This window comes from Actinoplanes sp. NPDC004185, assembly GCF_053603475.1.
The window spans coordinates 31,323-48,885 of record NZ_JBSGFR010000060.1 but is presented as its reverse complement, the minus strand read 5'-3'; the positions used below and the strand labels follow the sequence as shown (position 1 = coordinate 48,885).

Sequence of the window (17,563 nt, the reverse complement as noted above, 5' to 3'; positions counted from 1 at the left end):
GCTGCGCCGGGCCCGGGAGCTGGCCGCGGAGGCGTCGCTGGCCACCAGCGAGGCGGCGACGGCCCGCGAGCTGGCCACGGCGGCGATCACGGCGGACCGCTACGACGAGGCCGCGTACCGGCTGCTGATGCGGGCGGAGGCCGCGCTGGCCCAGCCGGCCCGGGCTCTGTCGGCCTATGAACGGCTGCGCCGGGCGCTGGCCGAGGACTTCGGCACCGATCCGGCGGCCGAGACCCGCGCGGTCCACCTGAGCGTGCTGCGGGAGGAACAACCGGCCGCCGGCCGCACCGCCGGAGCCGCCGCAGCGGAGTCGACGCTGACCGGCCGCGCGGAGGAGACCAGCCGGCTGGCCGGGGCCTGGCGGGAGGCGGCGGCCGGCCGGCCCGCGCTGATGCTGATCAGCGGTGAGGCCGGGATCGGCAAGACCACCCTCGCCGGTGAGATCGTCGAGCTGGCCGGGCGCACCGGCGGGACCGTGCTGTCGGTGCGCTGCTACGCCGCGGAGAGCTCGCTGTTCCTGCAGCCCTTCGCCGACGCGCTGGGCGCGCACGCCGCCCGCTCGTCCGCCGCGCTGGTGCGGTCGCTGGCCTCCCCCGCCCTGGCCGAGCTGGTGCCGGAGATCGGCGCGTTGCTCGGCGACGCACCGGGGCCGGTGCTCGCCCCCGATCTCGCCCGGGCCCGCGCCTACCAGGCCGTCACCCGGTACCTGAGCGGGATCGCCACCCGGCAGCCGGCCCTGCTGCTGCTCGACGACCTGCACAACGCCGGGCTGGCCACCGTGGAGCTGCTGCACTACCTCGCCCGGCACGCCCGCGGACGGCTGCTCATCCTGGCCACGGTCCGGGCCGAGGAGGGCGCCGCGGCCCTGCGCGCCCTGGCCGAGGTCGCCACCCCGCTGGAGCTGGGCCCGCTCCCGCCGGACGCGGTGACCAGCCTGGCCACCAGCGCCGGCCAGGCCCAGCTCGCCCCGCGGATCCTGCACCGCACCGGCGGTCACGCGCTGTTCGTCGTCGAGACGCTGCGCGCCCTGGCGGCGGGCGACGCCGGGATCCCGGAATCACTGCAGGCGGCCGTGCTGGCCCGGGTGGCGCGCACCGGTACGGCGGTCGAGGAGTTGCTGCGCGCGGCGGCGATCCTGGACGCCACGATGGAGCCCGATCTGCTGGCCGACCTGCTCGCGGTGCCGGCCGCCGAAGCCGTACGGCGCTGCGAACAGGCGCTCGCCGCACGGCTGCTGGTGGTCGCCGGCCGGGCGTACGAGTTCGCCAACGACCTGATCCGCGAGGTGCTCTACACGACGACGCCCGCGCCGGCCCGGGTCGCGTACCACCGGCGGGCCGGCGAGCTGCTCAGCGACCATCCCGAGCAGGTCGCCGCGCACGCGCACGCCGCCGGGGACTGGGACCGGGCCGCCCGGGCGTACCTGGTGGCCGGCGAGCAGGCCGGTCACCGGTTCGCCGCCGCGGACGCCGAGGCGCTGCTGAGCAGTGCCCTGGACGCGGCCGAGCGGGCCGGCGCGCTGGAGGTGAGCGGGCGGGCCTATCAGGCGCGGGGCCGGGTCCGGGAGGTGCTGGCGGCGTACCCGGCGGCGATGGCCGACTTCCACGCGGCGGTGCGGACCGCCCGGCGCGTGGGCGACCGGCGGCTGGAGATGATCGGGCTGCGCCAGCTGGGCGGCGACGTGCCGATCGCGCTCGGGCAGTCGATCGTGCGGTGCGTGCGGCACCTGCGCGACGGTCTGGCCATCGCCGAGTCGCTGGCCGACCGCACGATGGAGGCCGACCTGCTGAGCCGGCTCGCAGTGGTCTCCAGCAACCGGCTCCGGCTGGCCGAGGCGCTGGCCTACGCCGAGCGGGCCGTGCGGACCACCCGCCCCGGCCACGACGAGCGGGCCCTGGCCGTGGCCCTGGACGGGCTGAAGACCAGCTGGGCCTACCTGGGCGAGATCGGCCGGCTGGTGCCGGTGCTGGACGAGCTGGAACCGTTGCTGCACAAGCAGAACGACCTGTGGCGCCTGCAGTGGACCCTGTTCGAGGGCGCCTTCCCGGCGATCGCCGCGGGCCGGTGGGGCGAGGCCGTGGACCGCATCGAGGCGGCGCGGGAGGTCAACCGGCGCAGCGGGTACGGCGCGTACGCCGGCTGGTTCACCGGCAACCTGGGCTGGGTGCACCAGCTGCGCGGCGACCACCGGCGGGCGATCGGGTACGGGCGCCAGGCGTACGCACTGACCAGCGACACCGACCACCCGTGGTGGCGAGTCGCCGCCTGTGCGCAGCTGGCCGGCACGCTGCTCGCCACGGGCGCGAAGGCGGAAGCGGTGGCGCTGCTGGAGGAGGGCTGTGAGCGCGGGCGCGGCGAGGGCGGTGAGGCCTATCTGGTGCGGTGCCTGGGTCCGCTGGCCGCGGCGACCGGTTCACTCAGCCTGCTGGACGAGGCGGACGCGCTGGTCGCCGCCATCGGGACGCCCCCGGGCACCGCGTGGCTGTTCGGGGCGGACGCGTACCTGTCGGTGGGACGCGGCTGGCTGGCCCGGGGCGAGGCGGCTCGGGCCCGTACCGTGATCGCTCCGCTGCTCGCCGCCGCCGACCGCGTGCCGTGGCGGTCCGTGCAGGTCTCCACGCTGCTGCTCGACGCCGAGGCGGCGGCCGCCGCCGGGGCGGAGTCCGCGCCGCAGCTGGCCCGGGGCGAGGAGCTGGCCCACCGCTACGGGCTGACTCACCTGCTGGTTTAGAACAGGTCGGCGAGCCGCCGCGCGGCACGGACGGCGCCGTCGGTGGCGACCGGCCGGTAGTGCACGGTCCGGCCGATCTCCTCGGCGATGGCCCCGGCGAGCTGCTCGGGGCCGGTGTCGGCGAAGGCGATCCGGCGTCCCGCACCGTAGCGGGCGAGCCGGTGCGGAACGTGGTACTGCTGCTCGAAGTGGTTCTCCAGCGGCACGTAGAGGAACGGGCGGCCCGCGGCGGTCAGCTCCATGGTGGTGCTCAGTCCGCCCTGCACCACCGCGAGGTCGGCGGCGGCGAGGTGGCGGTGCAGGTCGGGCAGGTAGCCGTGCACCTCGACGCCGGGCGGGGCGGCCAGCTCGGCCGGGTCCAGCCGGGGACCCGTCACCACGACCATGCGCAGGCCGGGGACCTGCCGCGCCGCCGACGGGTACGCCGCCAGCACCCGTCGCACCAGGTGCACGCCGACAGCAGTGCCACCCACGGCGACGACACAGACCCGGTCGTGCGGCCCCCAGCCGAGCTCGGCCCGTAGCGCCGGCCGGTCGGCGATGTCCGCCGGTGGGAACCCGGTGACGTAGCCGGTGAAGTCGTAGTGCCGCTCGGTCCAGCCGGCGATGGCGGGCAGGCCGGGGCCGAACACGCCCGCGACGATGTCCCCGGGGTCGCCGACGAACAGCGCGCGGTCGCGTACCCGGGGAAAGCGCTCGATGTGCTCGATCATCTCCGCGTTGTGGTCGGCGGTCAGGGCGGCCTCGGCCGCCCCGCCGGCCACGGTCGGCAGCCAGCCGACAAAATCGGTCAGCCAGGCGTACGCCGCGGTCTTCAGCTCGGGATTCTCGTGCAGGAAGTGGTCGACGTCCCAGGCCTCGTCGGCGACCCACAGGTCGTACCGCCGTTCCTCGGCCAGGTCGGCGAACACCATGAAGTTGGCCGCCAGGATCTCGTCCATCCGCCGGATCGCCGCGAAGGCGGGCAGGTCGTGGCCGTGCGCCTCGGCCTCCATGTGCCGCGACTCGGAGGCCAGCCACCGCGAGGCCGGATGGACGTGTTCGCCGCGGGCGCTCAGCAGCGCGGTCACCGGATGCTGGGCCAGCCAGTCGACCCGGACGCCGGGCCGCAGCCGGCGCAGCTCGGCCACGACGGCCAGATCGCGACGGGCGTGCCCGAGACCGATCGGCGAGGACAGGTAGAGGACCCGGCGCGGGCGGTCCAGGGCGCGGGTCCACCGCCGCGGCGCCGGGCCCGCGCCGGTCACGAAGTCGCGCAGCCAGCGGTTGACCGGCACCGGATGCCGCGCCGGCGGCAGATGTCCCACCCCGGCCATCCGGACCAGGCGCCCGCCGGACAGCTCCGCGAAGCGCTCCCCCACGCCGACGGGTACGCACCGGTCGTCCTCCCCGTGGATGACCAGTACCGGACAGCGCAGGCCGCGCAGGACCTCCTCGACCGCGGGCCGGCCGGACACCGATTCGGGCGCGTCCTCGCCGGCGATCAGCGCCTCCGGCCCGGTCTCCAGCGCCCACGAGACGCAGTCCTCGATCTGCTTGGTGGAGTGCGGTTCGGGCAGCAGCGTGGCGAAGAACCACTCGACGAAGCCGCGGTAGTCGCGGCGCCACGAGTGCCGGTTGTACTTCTGCCAGCCGTCGTAGTGCTCGCGATCGGCCTCGAAGTCGAACGCCGCCGCGCGTTCCGGCAGCGGCGGGGCGAGACCGGCCACCCGCGGCGCGATCGCCACCAGGCCGGTGAACCGCTCCGGATGCTCGGACACGGCCAGCGCGGCCCGCCAGGCGCCCCGGCTGAGTCCGACCACCGTCGCGCGGTCCACGCCGGTCGCGTCGAGCACGGCGACGAGATCCTCCGCGTACGCCCGGTCGGTGTAGGCCGCCGGGTCGGACGGCCGGTCGGAGCGCCCGTTGCCCCGCGGATCCACCGTGAGCACCCGGAAGTAGCGGGACAGGTACGCCACCTGCAACTTCCAGATCCGCGAGTCGACGACCAGCCAGCTCGGCGCGAGCAGGACCGTGCGGTCGCCGCCGCCGTACACCGCGTAGCCCACCTTGACGCCGTCGTGGTCGACCCAGCCCTCGGCGTCGGGTTCCCGTGCCCTCATCGCGCCACCCTCTCCCCCGCCATTGCAGCCCGGTTGCAACGGCGGCGCAACGCCCGGCGGCACCGTGGCGGCATGGCTATCAACGAGAACAAGCTGAACGAGTTCATCGGCCGTTTCGTCGGCGACCTGGGCGCGACCGTCGCGGCGGGCAACGTGGTCATCGGGCACCGCCTCGGCCTCTACAAGGCGCTGACCGGCGGTCCGCTCACGCCCGCGGAGCTGGCCGAGCGAACCGAGACCGACCCGCGGTACGTCACCGAATGGCTGCGCGGCCAGGCGGCGGGCGGCTACGTCGACCGCGACGGCGACGACCGGTACGTCCTCAGCGAGGAGCAGGCCTTCGCGCTGGCCGACCCGGACGGCCCGCTGTACGCACCCGGCGCGTTCCTGCTCGCCCTCGGTGCCCTGCGCGCCGAGCCGCGGATCACCGAGGCCTTCCGCAGCGGCGCCGGCCTGGGCTGGAACGAGCAGGACGCGGACGTGTTCGTCGGCTGCGAGCAGTTCTTCCGCCCCGGCTACATCGCCAACCTGGTACCGAGCTGGATCCCGGCGCTGGACGGCGTCGAGGCCAGACTGCGCTCCGGCGCCCGGATCGCCGACGTGGGCTGCGGGCTGGGTGCGTCGTCGGTGCTGATGGCCACGGCGTACCCGCGGTCGACCGTGCACGCCTCCGACTACCACCAGGGATCGATCGACCTGGCCCACAAGCGCGCGGCCGACGCCGGCGTCGCCGACCGGGTCAGCTTCGAGGCGGCCGGCGCCCAGCAGTTCAGCGGCGACCACTACGACCTGGTCACCACCTTCGACTGCCTGCACGACATGGGCGACCCGCTGGGCGCGGCCCGCCACATCCGCGACGTGCTGGCCCCGGAAGGCACCTGGATGATCGTCGAACCGGCCGCCGGGGACACCGTCGCGGACAACATGAACCCGGTCGGGCGGGTCTACTACGGGTTCTCCACTCTCCTGTGCGTGCCGAACGCGATGTCGCAGCCCGGCGGCTATGCGCTGGGTGCGCAGGCGGGCGAGGCGGCCGTGCGGCAACTGGTGACCGACGCGGGCTTCACCCGCTTCCGCCGGGCCAGTGAAACCCCCTTCAACAACGTGTACGAGGCTCGCCGCTGACCGGGGACACACCAGAAAACCGGCCCCCCGGTCCGCCAGTCGCCCGGCTTACCGGCGGGCGCGTCCGCTGGCAGCGTCGACGCCATGAGATCCCGAGTCATCCAGGACGGGCCGGAGCTCCGGCCCGTCACCACCGGGCAACGGCCGGGGGTCGCGGCGTGGGTCCGCGGCCACCGGCTCACCACCTTCTTCGTGCTGGCGTTCGTGCTCGCCTGGTGGTCGTGGCCGCTGTACCGCCTCGACATCTGGCCGCGGCAGGCGTTCAACGCCATCGGCGCGCTGCTGGCCGCCCTCATCGTCATCGCGGTCGCCGAGGGCCGGCCGGGGTTCCGGGACCTGGGCCGGCGGATGATCCGCTGGCGGGTGCCGTGGTACTTCTACGCGTTCGCGCTCGGCCTGCCGCTGGTCGTCCGGTTCGCGGCGGTGCTGGTCAACAGCGGGCCGGCACCACAGTGGAGCAGCCTGGCCTGGAGCAGTTTCGCGCTCACGTTCCTGATCAGGCTGGTCAACCCGATGGACGGGCCGATGGCCGAGGAGCCGGCGTGGCGGGGCTTCGCCGTGCCCCGGTTGCAGGCCCGCCGCTCGCCGCTCATGTCGGCCGTCATCCTGGGCGTGCTCGTGGCGCTCTGGCACCTGCCGCTCGTCGGTGACACCGGCTGGATCGGCATCGTGACCACCTTCGTCATCACGATCGTCTACGTGTGGCTGTTCAACCGGACCGGCGGCAGCGTGCTGCTCGTGCTGCTGTTCCACAACGCCCAGGGCTTCGTGACCATGGGCGACCTCGGCTACACCGGTACGGACCTGGCCCGGCAACAGCTGATCGAGTTCGCCGCGTGGACCGTCGTGGCCGGTCTGCTGATCGTGCTGGACCGGGCCGCCTGGCGCGTTCCCGGCCGGGTGGACCAGCCCGCGCGATGAGCACCCGATTCCGGGCGGTGGACGGCGTACCCTGAGCGCGAGCCGTCCGCCGTCCAGGAACGACTGTCCGGGACAGGAACCGTCATGCCGAGACGTCCCTCCGCCGTGCTGCTGCTGACGATCGGCGCCGCCCTGGTGGCGGCGCTGGCCGGGATCGTCGGGCTGGGTGTGTCCGGCGGCGTCCACCCGGCGCACATCGCGATCATCGGCTGGCTGATCCTGGCCTACGGGATCAGCGGCCTGATCGCCTGGCGCCTGCGGCCGGCGAGCCGCCTGGGCCCGCTGATGGTCCTGGCCGGAGCCGGCGCCCTGGTCGGTGCGCTGAGCTGGACCGGGGGCGACGGTGTCGCGCACACCGTCGGCCAGGCGGTGGACGTGCTGCCGCTGGTGCTGTTCGTGCATGTGTTCCTGACCTATCCCGGCGGCCGGCTGCGGGGCCGCCCGGAGCGGCTGATCGTGGTCACCGGCTGGGTCGCGGCGCTCGGCGGTCAGCTCGCCGCGATGCTGCTCGGTGGCCTGCAGCCGCACCGGATGACCGTGCTGGACCGGCCGGGCCTGGCCGGGGCCGTCTACAACGCCGAGCTGGCCGTGGTCAGCGCCGTGGCTCTGGCCGGTGTCGTGCTGCTGGTGGTCCGGCGCCGGACCCGGGGCCGGCCGTTGCGACGCTCGTTGTCGCTGCTGGTCGACTCGTTCGCCGTCGGACTGGTGATGATCGCCGTGCTGCTCGTGGTCGGGGTCCTCGGCGGGCCGGCGTTCCCGGTGGTGCAGCGGATCAGCCTGGCCCTGCTGGGCGTCGCGCCCATCGCGTTCCTGGCCGGCCTGCTGCAGGCCCGGCTGGCCCGCAGCGCGGTCGGCGACCTGGTCGTCGCGTTGCGCGGTGACCCGGCGGACCTGCGCACCCCGATCGCGCTGGCGCTGCGCGACCCGTCCCTCGACCTGCTCTACTGGCTGCCACGCTTCGGCACGTGGGCCGACCAGCAAGGACACCGGGTCACCCCGCCCGCGGACCCGGCCCGGATCACCCCCATCGACGACGACGGCGCGCCCCTGGCCGCGCTGGTCCACGACCCGGCCCTGCGCGACGAGCCGGCACTGCTGGCGGCGGTCACGGCCGCCGCGGCGATCGCCCTGCGCACCGGCCGGTTGCAGGCCCAGCTGCGGGCCAACCTGGAGGAGCTGCGCGGTTCCCGGGCCCGGGTCGTCGCAGCCGAGCAGCGGGAACGGCAGCGGCTGGAACGCGACCTGCACGACGGCGCCCAGCAGCGGCTGGTCGCGCTGTCGCTGAGCCTGGGGGTGCTGCAGACCCGGCTCGGCGCCGACCCCGAGGCCGCGGCGCTGCTGACCGAGGCCCGTACGGAGATCGCGGTGTCCCTGGCCGAGCTGCGCGACCTGGCCCGCGGCCTGCACCCGGCGGTGGTCAGCGACCACGGCCTGGCCGTGGCGGTGGAGTCGCTGGCGGCCCGGGCCCCGGTGCCGGTGCGGCTGAGCGTCGACCTGCCCGGCCGCGTCGGCGCGGCGATCGAGGTGGCCGCGTACTACGTCGTGTGCGAGAGCCTGGCCAACATCGGCAAGCACGCGCACGCGACCGCGGCGACGGTCGAGGTGTCCCGGACCGGCGACGGGCTGGTGGTGGAGGTCGTCGACGACGGGGTGGGCGGGGCCGACACCGAACGCGGCACCGGCCTGCGCGGCCTCGCCGACCGGGTGGAGGCCCTCGACGGGATGCTGCGGGTGTGGACCCCCAGCGGCGGCGGCACCCGGGTACGGGCGGACCTGCCGTGCGGGTAGCGATCGCCGAGGACAGCGTCCTGCTCCGCGAGGGCATCGCCCGGTTGCTGGCCGACGCGGGCTTCGAGGTGCTGGCCCGGTGCGGTGACGCCGACGAGCTCCGCGCGCGGGTACGGGCCGAGGTCCCGGACGTGGTGATCGTGGACATCCGGCTGCCGCCGACGCACACCGACGAGGGTCTGCGGGCGGCGATCGAGCTCCGCGCGGCCCACCCGGGTCTGGCGGTGCTGGTGCTGTCGCAGTACGTCGAGATCGGCCTGGCGATGCGGCTGCTGGCCGACTCGGCCGACGGGGTGGGATACCTGCTCAAGGACAGGATCAGCGACGTCGGTGACTTCATCGGCGCGGTCCGCCGGGTGGCGGCGGGCGGCTCGGCGGTCGACCCGACGATCGTGTCGACGCTGCTGTCGCGCCGGCGCCGCGACGATCCGCTGGCCCGGCTGACGCCCCGCGAGCGGGAGGTCCTGGAGCTGATGGCGGCCGGCACGTCCAACCAGGGGATCGCCGACCGCCTGGTGATCACCCTGCGCGCGGTGGAGAAGTACGTGTCCAGCATCTTCGGCAAGCTGGGCCTGCCCGCCACCGGCAGCGAGAGCCGCCGGGTCCTGGCCGTGCTGCTCTTCCTGCGCAGCTGACCCCTGGCTCGGCCGGTCCCGCTCAGCCGGCCCGCAGGCGCTGCCAGATGCGGTCGCGGGTGAACGGCAGCTCGGTGAAGCGCACCCCGGTGGCGTCGCGCAGGGCGTTGGCCAGAGCCGGCGCCACCGGATTGAACGGGCTCTCGCTCATCGACTTGGCCCCGAGCGGGCCGATCGCGTCCTCGGTCCGGGCGAACACGACCTCGGTCGGCGGCACGTCGGCCAGGGTCGGCAGGTGGTATTGCCGGAACCCGGCCGTGGTGACCCGGCCCTCGGCGTCGAGGTCCACGTGCTCGGCCAGTGTGGCGCCCAGCGCCTGGGCGACCCCGCCCTCGATCTGGCCGCGGGTCTGCAGCGGGTTGAGCACGGTGCCCGCGTCGGCGCTGTGCACGCTGCGCAGGATCCGCAGCTCACCGGTGCCCGGATCGACGGCGACGCGGAACCACTGCACGTTGAACGCCACCGAGCGCGGGGTGCCGGTCCAGTGCCCCTCGGCCCGGACCGGTGCGGGGGCCGACGCGGCCAGGTCCTTCAGGGTGAGCCGGCCGTCCCGCAGGGTCACGGCGTCCACGCCCAGCCCGACCGCGCCCGGCCCGGCCAGCACCAGCAGCCGCTCGCGCAGGGCCCGGGCCGCGTGCAGGACGGCCTGGCCGGCCACGACCACGCCCGTCGAGGCGAACGCGCCGGTGTCGTGGCCGACCACGTCGGTGTCGGACTGGCGGATCAGGATCCGGTCCGGGGTCGTGCCGAGGGTGTCCGCGGCGAGCTGGGCGTGCACGGTGGTGCTGCCGTTGCCGAACTCGGTCGTGCCGACGGCGATCTCGTACCGGCCGTCGGGCAGCAGGGTGATCGCGGCATCGGCGAAGTGCCCGCCGGGCGGCCCGGCGGCGATCATCGCCAGGGCCATGCCGTCCCCGACCTGCCAGCCGTCGGGCACCGGCTGCGTGAGCGGCTCGGCCGCCGCCGCCCGTACGGCGTCCAGGCACTGGTCGAGGCCGTAGCTGGCGATGATCAGGTCGTCGGCGTGGTCGCCCGGCGCGGCCAGCGGCTCCCCGGGACGCACGATGTTGCGCTCCCGCACCAGCACCGGATCCAGCCCGAGCCGCCGGGCGAGCTCGTCGAGCACCGACTCGACGGCGAACGACACCTGGCCCAGGCCGTAGCCGCGGAAGGCTCCGGAGGGGACGGTGTTGGTGTAGACCGCGTACGCGTCGACCTTCTTGTTCGCGCAGCGGTAGACGGCGATCGACTCGTGGCAGGCGTGGTACATCACCGCCGGGCCGTGGTTGCCGTACGCGCCGGTGTCCGAGACGACCCGCAACGACAGCGCGGTCAGGGTGCCGTCGCGGCGGGCGCCGGCCTTCATCCGTACGGTGAAGGGGTGCCGGGTGGTCGCCGCGGTGAACTGCTCGGCCCGGGTGTACTCCAGCTTCACCGGCCGGCCGGTGTGCCGCACGGCCAGCGCGACCAGGTCCTCGACCAGCATCTCCTGCTTGCCGCCGAAGCCGCCGCCGACCCGGCCGGTCAGCACCCGCACCTGGTCCGGGCTCAGCTCGAACAGCTCGGCCAGCGCCCGCCGGGTCAGGAACGGGGTCTGCGAGCTGGTGCGCAGCGTGAGCCGCCCGGCGTCGTCGAGCCAGCCGATCGCGCCGTGCGTCTCCAGCGCGGCGTGCTGCACCCGGGGCGTGCGGAAGGTCTGCTCGTAGACGACGTCGGCGCCGGCGAACCCCTCCTCGACGTCGCCCAGCTCGGCGTGCAGCTCCCCCACCACGTTGTCGGCGGCGCGGGCGATCCGGTGCCCGGTGACCTTGTCGCCGTGCACGGCGGGGGCGCCGGGCCGCATCGCGGCCTCCGGGTCGAGGACGGCCGGCAGGATCTCGTACGCGACCCGCAACCGCCGGCACCCCTCCTCCGCGGCGGCCTCGGTCTCCGCGACCACGGCGGCGACCCGCTGGCCGACGTGCCGCACGACGTCGTCGAGCACCCGGGTGTCGGCCGGGTCCTCGGTCGGGTGCTCGTGGCGGGCGGTGGAGAAGTACCGCCGTGGGGCGTCCTCGTGGGTCAGCACAGCCAGCACCCCCGGCACGGCCAGGGCCGCGGCGGTGTCGACGGCGGTGATCCGGGCGTGCGCGTGCGGTGAGCGCAGCACTTTGAGGTGCGTCAGGCCGGGCACCTCCACGTCGAAGGTGTAGCGGGCCGTACCGGTGACGATCTGCGGGCCGGCGGGCGCGCCGAGGCCGGCGCCGATCGCCGGTCCGGCGCCGGGCTCCTCGACCGTGCGGACGCCGTTGATCGCGTCGGCGACCGCCCGGTATCCGGTGCAGCGGCACAGATTGCCCTTGAGTGCGCGCGGCAGATCGGCCAGCTTGGCCTCGTCCAGCGCGGCCGTCGTCATGATCATGCCGGCGGTGCAGAAGCCGCACTGGAACCCCTGCGCGTCCAGGAAGTGCTGCTGCACCGGGTGCAGGCCGTCCGGCGGGGCGAGGCCCTCGATGGTGGTGACCTGCCGGCCCTGGGCCCGGAACGCCGGGTAGACGCAGCTGTGCACCGGGCGGCCGTCGACGTGCACGGTGCACGCGCCGCAGTCGCCGGTGTCGCAGCCCTTCTTGACGCCGAAGCAGCCCTCCTGGCGCAGGTACGTACGCAGGCACTGCCCGGGCCGCGGCGGCTGCTCGTGGTCGGTGCCGTTGATCCGTACGCTCATCCGGCCAGCTCCGCGCGGATCTCCTCGGCGTACCGGCCGGTCAGGTGACGGCGCCAGGCGGGCAGGCCGTGCACGTCGTCCACATAGGCGTCGTCCGGAATGGCCTCCCGCAGGGCGGCGGCCAGCTCGCCGGTGTCCGGGACCTCGGCGAAGCGCAGCTGGAACGGGCGCACGGTCGCCGCGGTGACGGTCAGGACCAGCCCGGCGCCGGCGCGGCGGCCGATCAGCAGCACGGCGGACCGGCCGTGGGCGAACAGCGAGCCCTGGCGGAACGCCGTCCGCCCGGTCAGCGCGCCGGCCGGCAAGGTGATCGAGCGCAGCAGCTCACCGGCGGCCAGGGCGGTCGTGCCGTCGCCGGTGACGAACCGGGCCACGCTCAGCCGTCGCTCGCCGTCCGGGCCGAGGATCAGGCATTCGCCGTCCAGCGCCGCGGTCAGCGCGATCATCGGCCCGGCGGGCAGGGCGGCGCACAGGTTGCCGCCGACGGTGGCCACGTTCCAGATCTTGAAGGAGGCCAGGAAGGCCCGGCAGCAGGCGGTGGCCAGCTCGTGGAAGGCGGTGAAGTGCCGGGCGCCCGCGTACCCGGCGAGGTCGGCGACCGTGCAGGTCGCGGCGATCTCCAGGCCGTGCGCGTGCACGGTGACCGGGGTCCAGCCCGCGGCCACCAGGTCGAGCAGCCGGGTCACGTCGGTCTGCGGCTCGGCGAACAACGCGGTCCCGCCGGCCAGCCAGGCGTCCCCCGGCCGCCACTGCCCCACCGCGGCCGGACTGACCACCTCGACGACGGTGTGCAGATCCACGTGCGGTCCCCCTGTTTCGACGCACCCTGCTTGACCTGGAACGTTACGGTACGCGCGGGGTGTTTCCGGCGTGTGGACGGTTATCCTCACCGGTCATACGCTCAGCGACGGCGGGACAGATGCAGCCACTGCGACACGGGTACACCAACGACACCCGCGGTGACGGCGCCGTCGTGGTCAAACGCTTCACCGGGCCGGACGACCGCACCCGCTGGGCCACCGAACGCGACATGCTCCAGCTGCTGGCCGGGCGGTTGCCGGTGCCGGTGCTGCTGTCCGCGCCGACCGGGGAGCTGCACCTGACCCACCTCGGCGGGGTGCACGGTCAGGAGCTCATCGACGCCGGGCACGCCGGTCCGGTGCTGCACTCGTGCGGTGCGATGGTGCGCCGGCTGGTCGCGGCCGACGTGACGCACGGTGATTACGGCCCCAACAACGTTCTGCTGGACCCCGGCACTCACGAGGTCACCGGGATCCTGGACTGGGAATGGGGCCGGCCCGGCGCCGACCCGGTGGACGACCTGGCCTGGTGCGAGTGGATCGTGCGCACCCACCATCCGGGCGAGGCCGGCGCGCTGACCGAGCTGTTCGCCGGGTACGGCAGCCGCCCGCCCTGGCCCCGGCGGCAGGCGGCCATGCTGGCCAAGTGCCGTCAGATGCTGGCCCTGCGGCGCACCCTGGGCCTCGCCGACCCCGGCCACCAGCGCTGGGAGCAGGCTCTGCGCACCACCGCCGGCTGGACCGAGCTGTGACTGCCCGGCCGCCGGGCGTTCATCCGGCCGGGGAAGGATGATCCGGTGGAACTGACTCGACGGCTGGGCGTCACCGACGCGGTGGTGGTCGGCCTCAGCGCGATGATCGGCGCGGGTGTCTTCGCGGCCTTCGCCCCGGCCGCGGCAGTCGCGGGTGGATGGCTGCTGCTCGCGCTGGCCGTGGCGGCTGTCGTCGCGTACTGCAACGCGGTCTCGTCGGCGCGGCTGGCGGCCGTGTACCCCTCCTCGGGCGGGACCTACGTCTACGGGCGCAAGCGGCTGGGCGACCTGTGGGGCTTCCTCGCGGGCTGGGGCTTCGTCATCGGCAAGACCGCCTCCTGCGCGGCGATGGCGCTGACCTTCGGCGCGTACGTCGCCCCCGGTCACGAACGGCTGCTGGCCGTGCTCGCCGTCGCCGCGCTGACCGCGCTGAACCTGGCCGGCGTGCAGAAATCGGCGCTGGCCGCCCGGATCCTGGTCACCGTGGTGATCGCCGTGCTGCTCGCGGTCGTCCTCGCGGGCTCCACGGACGGCCTGGCCCACCTCGGCAGCGGCCCGCAGGTCTCGCCCTGGGGCGTGTTGCAGGGAGCCGGCCTGCTCTTCTTCGCCTTCGCCGGGTACGCCCGCATCGCCACCCTCGGCGAGGAGGTCCGCGACCCGGCCCGGACCATCCCCCGGGCCATCCCGATCGCGCTCACCATCACCCTGGTCCTGTACGCCGCGGTCGCCCTCACCCTGCTCGGCAGCCTGGGCCCGGCCCGGCTCGCCGCCGTGACGGCACCGCTGGCCGAGGTCGGCCCGGGCTGGCTGGCCCCGGTCGTCCGGGCCGGGGCGGCGGTGGCGGCGCTCGGGTCCCTGCTCGCGCTGATCCTGGGCGTCTCCCGGACGACGTTCGCGATGGCCCGCGACCGCAACCTGCCCGGGGTGCTGGACGCCGTCAGCGGGCGGACCGGGGTGCCGCACCGCGCGGAGGCCGCCGTCGGCGTCGCCGTGGCCGTCCTGGTGCTGCTGGTGGACCTGCGCGGCGCGATCGGCTTCTCCTCGTTCGGGGTGCTCGGCTACTACGCGATCGCCAACGCCTCGGCGATGACCCTGCGCCGCGACGAGGGTGCACCGTGGCGGCCGGTGCCCGTCCTGGGGCTGGCCGGCTGCCTGCTGCTGGCGGCGACGCTGCCGCTGCCGTCGGTCGTCGCGGGGCTGGCGGTCTTCGCACTGGGCGTCGCGGTGTGGTGGGTCCGCCGGCGCAGCACGGCCGGGAGAGCGTGATCCGGCGCTGCCGGCTTCCTGCCATGTGGGCAGGGTCTTTCCTCCATGTCCCGACCGGGAGGACTGTCGGGGTGTACCCGCCGGGTGCTCACGCTGTGTCTCATGGGGGCGACATGACGGGAAACGCACGGATCCTGGTCGTCGACGACCAGCCGACCATCGTGGACCTGCTGTCCACGGTGCTGACCGGCCACGGCTTCGCGGTCGACACCGCGGGGACGGCGGCGCAGGCCGTGGAGAAGGTCGTGGAGCAGCGACCCGACCTGGTCCTGCTCGATGTGTCGCTGCCCGACGGCGACGGCATCGACGTGCGCCGGCGGCTGCGGGCCGAGGGCGCGGAGACCGGGGTGGTGTTCCTGTCCGCCCGCGACACCCGCGACGACCTGGTCGCCGAGCTGGCCTACGGCGACGAGGACTGGATCACCAAGCCGTTCGACGTCGAGGTGCTGCTGGCCCGGGTGCACGCCGCCCTGCGCCGCCTGGCCGGCGCGCCGGGCAACCGGGTCCTGCGCTACGCCGACGTGGAGCTGGACCAGGACACCGGCGAGGTGCGCCGGGCCGGGGAGCCGGTCGCGCTGTCGCCGTCCGAACGCGAACTGCTGCGCCTGCTGCTGCGCGATCCGGGCCGGGTGCTGTCGCACGACGAGATCCGGGCCGGGGTCTGGCCGGACGTCCCGGGCAGCGGGCACGAGCTGGCCGAGGCCCATGTCGCCGCCCTGCGCCGCAAGCTGGAGCGGCTCGGCCCGCCGCTGATCGCGACGCACCGCGGCTTCGGGTACGCGTTGCGCGCCCGGCTGCCCTGAGACCGCGCGCCGGTCAGCGCCGGGAGGCGTGCTTGGTGCGGTACATGGCCTCGTCGGCGCGGCGCAGCAGAGCCTCCGGGTCGACTCCGGTGCCGGCCACCACGCCGACACTGGCCCCGATGGTCAGGCGGTGCCCGTCCACCTCGACGGGCTCGGCCAGCGCGATCCGGAACCGCTCCGCGACCAGGTCCGCGGTGGCCGTGCCGGCCCCGGGCAGGAGCACGGCGAACTCGTCGCCGCCCAGGCGGGCCGCTACCGCCGTGGCCGGCAGCGCCGCGCGCAGGCACTCGGCCACCCGCACCAGCACGGCGTCCCCGGCGTGGTGCCCGTACGTGTCGTTGATCGGCTTGAAGCCGTCCAGGTCGATGTGCAGGAGCGCGACACCGCCGCCGACCGTCGCGGCCAGCCGGCGGCCGAACAGCACCCGGTTGGCCAGCCCGGTGAGCGCGTCGTGGGTGGCCTCGTGCCGCAACCGGTCCTGCAGTTCGCGGGCGTCGGTGACGTCGCGGGCGTTGCTCACCACGGCGGCCACGCTGGGCTCGTGCGTGAGGTTGCGGCTGGTGACCTCCAGCCAGCGCCAGGAGCCCTCCTTGTGCCGGTAGCGGGCCTGGTAGGTGAACGTCGCGCCGGGCGTGGCCATCAGCTGCTGCAGGTCGCCCAGCAGCGCGGGCAGGTCGTCGGGGTGGATCAGCGTGATCACCCGGACGCCGAGCATCTCGCCCGGTTCGTAGCCGAGCATCCGGGTGGCCGGGGTCAGGTAGACCATCGCGCCGGTGTGGTCGATCAGCGAGGTGATGTCGGTCGAGTACTCCAGCAGCAGCCGGACCCGCTCCTCCTGCCGGCGCAACGTCTCCAGGCCGGCGTCGGTGCGCCGGACCAGGGACTCGTTCTCGGCGAAGGTGAGCAGCTGCCGGGCCACCACGACGGCGGTGATCACCAGCAGGCCGCCCAGGGCGACCAGGGCGGTGGCGCTGAGCCCGGACGGCAGGACGGCGGGCAGGACGGCGAAGACCAGCCCGAGCATGGCGTACGGCAGCACGCTGTAGGTCCGGCGGCGCCGCGCGGGCCGGCCGGCAGCCGCCCGGTCGGCCAGTTCCTGCACCCGGGGACCCACGCTGACCAGGGCCACGGCGGTGATCTGCAGGGCCAGCTGCACGCGCCACCCGGCGCTGCCCGGCAGCACGCCGCCGTTGACGCACTGGACCACCGCGGCGGCGACGAGCGCAGCGGCGGTGGCCGAGCTGATCGGGCTGTGCCCGCCCATGACGAGCCGGATGACGGCGAAAGTGGTCACGACGGCGATGGCGACCGCGGCCATGGACGCGCCCGAGCCGACACCCAGGGCGGCCGAGCGGTCGGCCATGAACCAGATGGCGACGACGGCGGCGGTCCCCACCGCGGTGGTGTCGAGCAGGTTGCGCAGCCGGACCCGGCTCGGCGCCGCCGGGCGCGGGTGGGTGAGCGCGGCGACCACCAGCACGGTGACCCCGGCCAGCACGCAGACGCTCTGGAACTGGCCGGTCGCCACCGCGCCGGCGTCGGGGCGGTGCAGCGCGCCGGCGAGCCGGCCCAGGTGACCGGTCAGCAGCAGGGCGCCCATGGCGGTCATCGCCCGCCAGAACCGGCGGTCCGCGGCGTCGCACCCGGACCGGCGGGCCAGCCGCACCGCACCGGCCAGCAGGACCAGATTGAGCGCCGGGCCGAGCCACGCGCGCAGCAGCACGTGGAACGCGAGGCTGCCGGGGCCCCAGAGCAGCCAGCCGATCGCCGCCAGGGACACCCCGGCCAGGGCGAGCACCACCGGGTCGGTCGCGACCGTACGGGGCAACGAGGCGGACCGCTCGGGTGGCATCGCGATCCTCCTGCGGGCGTTCGGGCTCGGCACGGCCACGCCGCGCCCCCTTACTACACCGGTACGGGGTAGCGGTGTGGGTGC

Annotated in this window: 12 protein-coding genes; 8 read left to right on the top strand and 4 right to left on the bottom strand. The window is 75.0% G+C overall.

Annotated elements, in window-relative coordinates; genetic code table 11:
* Nucleotides 1–2,731: ATP-binding protein (locus tag ACWEOZ_RS39005; RefSeq protein WP_451915704.1), on the top strand; the 2,731-nt coding region annotated here is incomplete at its 5' end.
* On the opposite strand, the gene ACWEOZ_RS39000 is transcribed toward ACWEOZ_RS39005, so the two are convergent.
* Nucleotides 2,728–4,833, bottom strand: coding sequence for an alpha/beta fold hydrolase (locus ACWEOZ_RS39000; protein ID WP_451915703.1), 2,106 nt, complete (start codon nt 4,831–4,833; stop codon nt 2,728–2,730). The genes ACWEOZ_RS39005 and ACWEOZ_RS39000 overlap by 4 nt on opposite strands.
* 72 nt (nt 4,834–4,905) lie before the next feature.
* Between ACWEOZ_RS39000 and ACWEOZ_RS38995 the strand changes: the two genes are divergently transcribed.
* From ACWEOZ_RS38995 to ACWEOZ_RS38980, 4 genes are all read left to right on the top strand, one after another.
* On the top strand, nt 4,906–5,958 hold the full coding sequence (locus ACWEOZ_RS38995) for a class I SAM-dependent methyltransferase (protein ID WP_451915702.1): 1,053 nt from the start codon (nt 4,906–4,908) through the stop codon (nt 5,956–5,958).
* An 84-nt stretch (nt 5,959–6,042) separates the two neighbouring features.
* Nucleotides 6,043–6,879, top strand: a complete 837-nt coding sequence (locus ACWEOZ_RS38990) for a CPBP family glutamic-type intramembrane protease (protein ID WP_451915701.1) — start codon at nt 6,043–6,045, stop codon at nt 6,877–6,879.
* Between the two features lie 84 nt (nt 6,880–6,963).
* Nucleotides 6,964–8,667: a sensor histidine kinase gene (locus tag ACWEOZ_RS38985; protein ID WP_451915700.1), complete on the top strand. Its 1,704-nt coding sequence runs from the start codon at nt 6,964–6,966 to the stop codon at nt 8,665–8,667.
* Entirely contained in the window at nt 8,658–9,302 is a 645-nt protein-coding gene (locus ACWEOZ_RS38980; RefSeq protein WP_451915699.1) for a response regulator, read from the top strand. The genes ACWEOZ_RS38985 and ACWEOZ_RS38980 overlap by 10 nt, the downstream gene beginning before the upstream one ends.
* A 22-nt stretch (nt 9,303–9,324) precedes the next feature.
* Here ACWEOZ_RS38980 and ACWEOZ_RS38975 read toward each other — a convergent pair whose 3' ends face one another.
* Nucleotides 9,325–12,006 (bottom strand): molybdopterin-dependent oxidoreductase, encoded by a 2,682-nt coding sequence (locus ACWEOZ_RS38975; RefSeq protein WP_451915698.1) that lies wholly within the window; start codon nt 12,004–12,006, stop codon nt 9,325–9,327.
* Nucleotides 12,003–12,806, bottom strand: coding sequence for an FAD binding domain-containing protein (locus ACWEOZ_RS38970; RefSeq protein WP_451915697.1), 804 nt, complete (start codon nt 12,804–12,806; stop codon nt 12,003–12,005). The genes ACWEOZ_RS38975 and ACWEOZ_RS38970 overlap by 4 nt, the downstream gene beginning before the upstream one ends.
* A gap of 119 nt (nt 12,807–12,925) precedes the next feature.
* Here ACWEOZ_RS38970 and ACWEOZ_RS38965 point away from each other — a divergent pair, with 119 nt between their 5' ends.
* The 3 genes from ACWEOZ_RS38965 (at nt 12,926) to ACWEOZ_RS38955 (ending at nt 15,627) form a co-directional block, all read left to right on the top strand.
* Nucleotides 12,926–13,558, top strand: a complete 633-nt coding sequence (locus ACWEOZ_RS38965; protein ID WP_451915696.1) for a phosphotransferase — start codon at nt 12,926–12,928, stop codon at nt 13,556–13,558.
* Between the two features lie 45 nt (nt 13,559–13,603).
* The gene (locus tag ACWEOZ_RS38960) at nt 13,604–14,824 is read left to right on the top strand and encodes an APC family permease (protein WP_451915695.1); all 1,221 of its coding nucleotides are present in this window, start codon (nt 13,604–13,606) and stop codon (nt 14,822–14,824) included.
* Nucleotides 14,825–14,937: 113 nt separating this feature from the next.
* Nucleotides 14,938–15,627: a response regulator transcription factor gene (locus ACWEOZ_RS38955; RefSeq protein ID WP_451915694.1), complete on the top strand. Its 690-nt coding sequence runs from the start codon at nt 14,938–14,940 to the stop codon at nt 15,625–15,627.
* A 13-nt stretch (nt 15,628–15,640) separates the two neighbouring features.
* Here ACWEOZ_RS38955 and ACWEOZ_RS38950 read toward each other — a convergent pair whose 3' ends face one another.
* Nucleotides 15,641–17,479: a diguanylate cyclase domain-containing protein gene (locus ACWEOZ_RS38950; RefSeq protein ID WP_451915693.1), complete on the bottom strand. Its 1,839-nt coding sequence runs from the start codon at nt 17,477–17,479 to the stop codon at nt 15,641–15,643.
* Nucleotides 17,480–17,563: the final 84 nt, after the last annotated feature.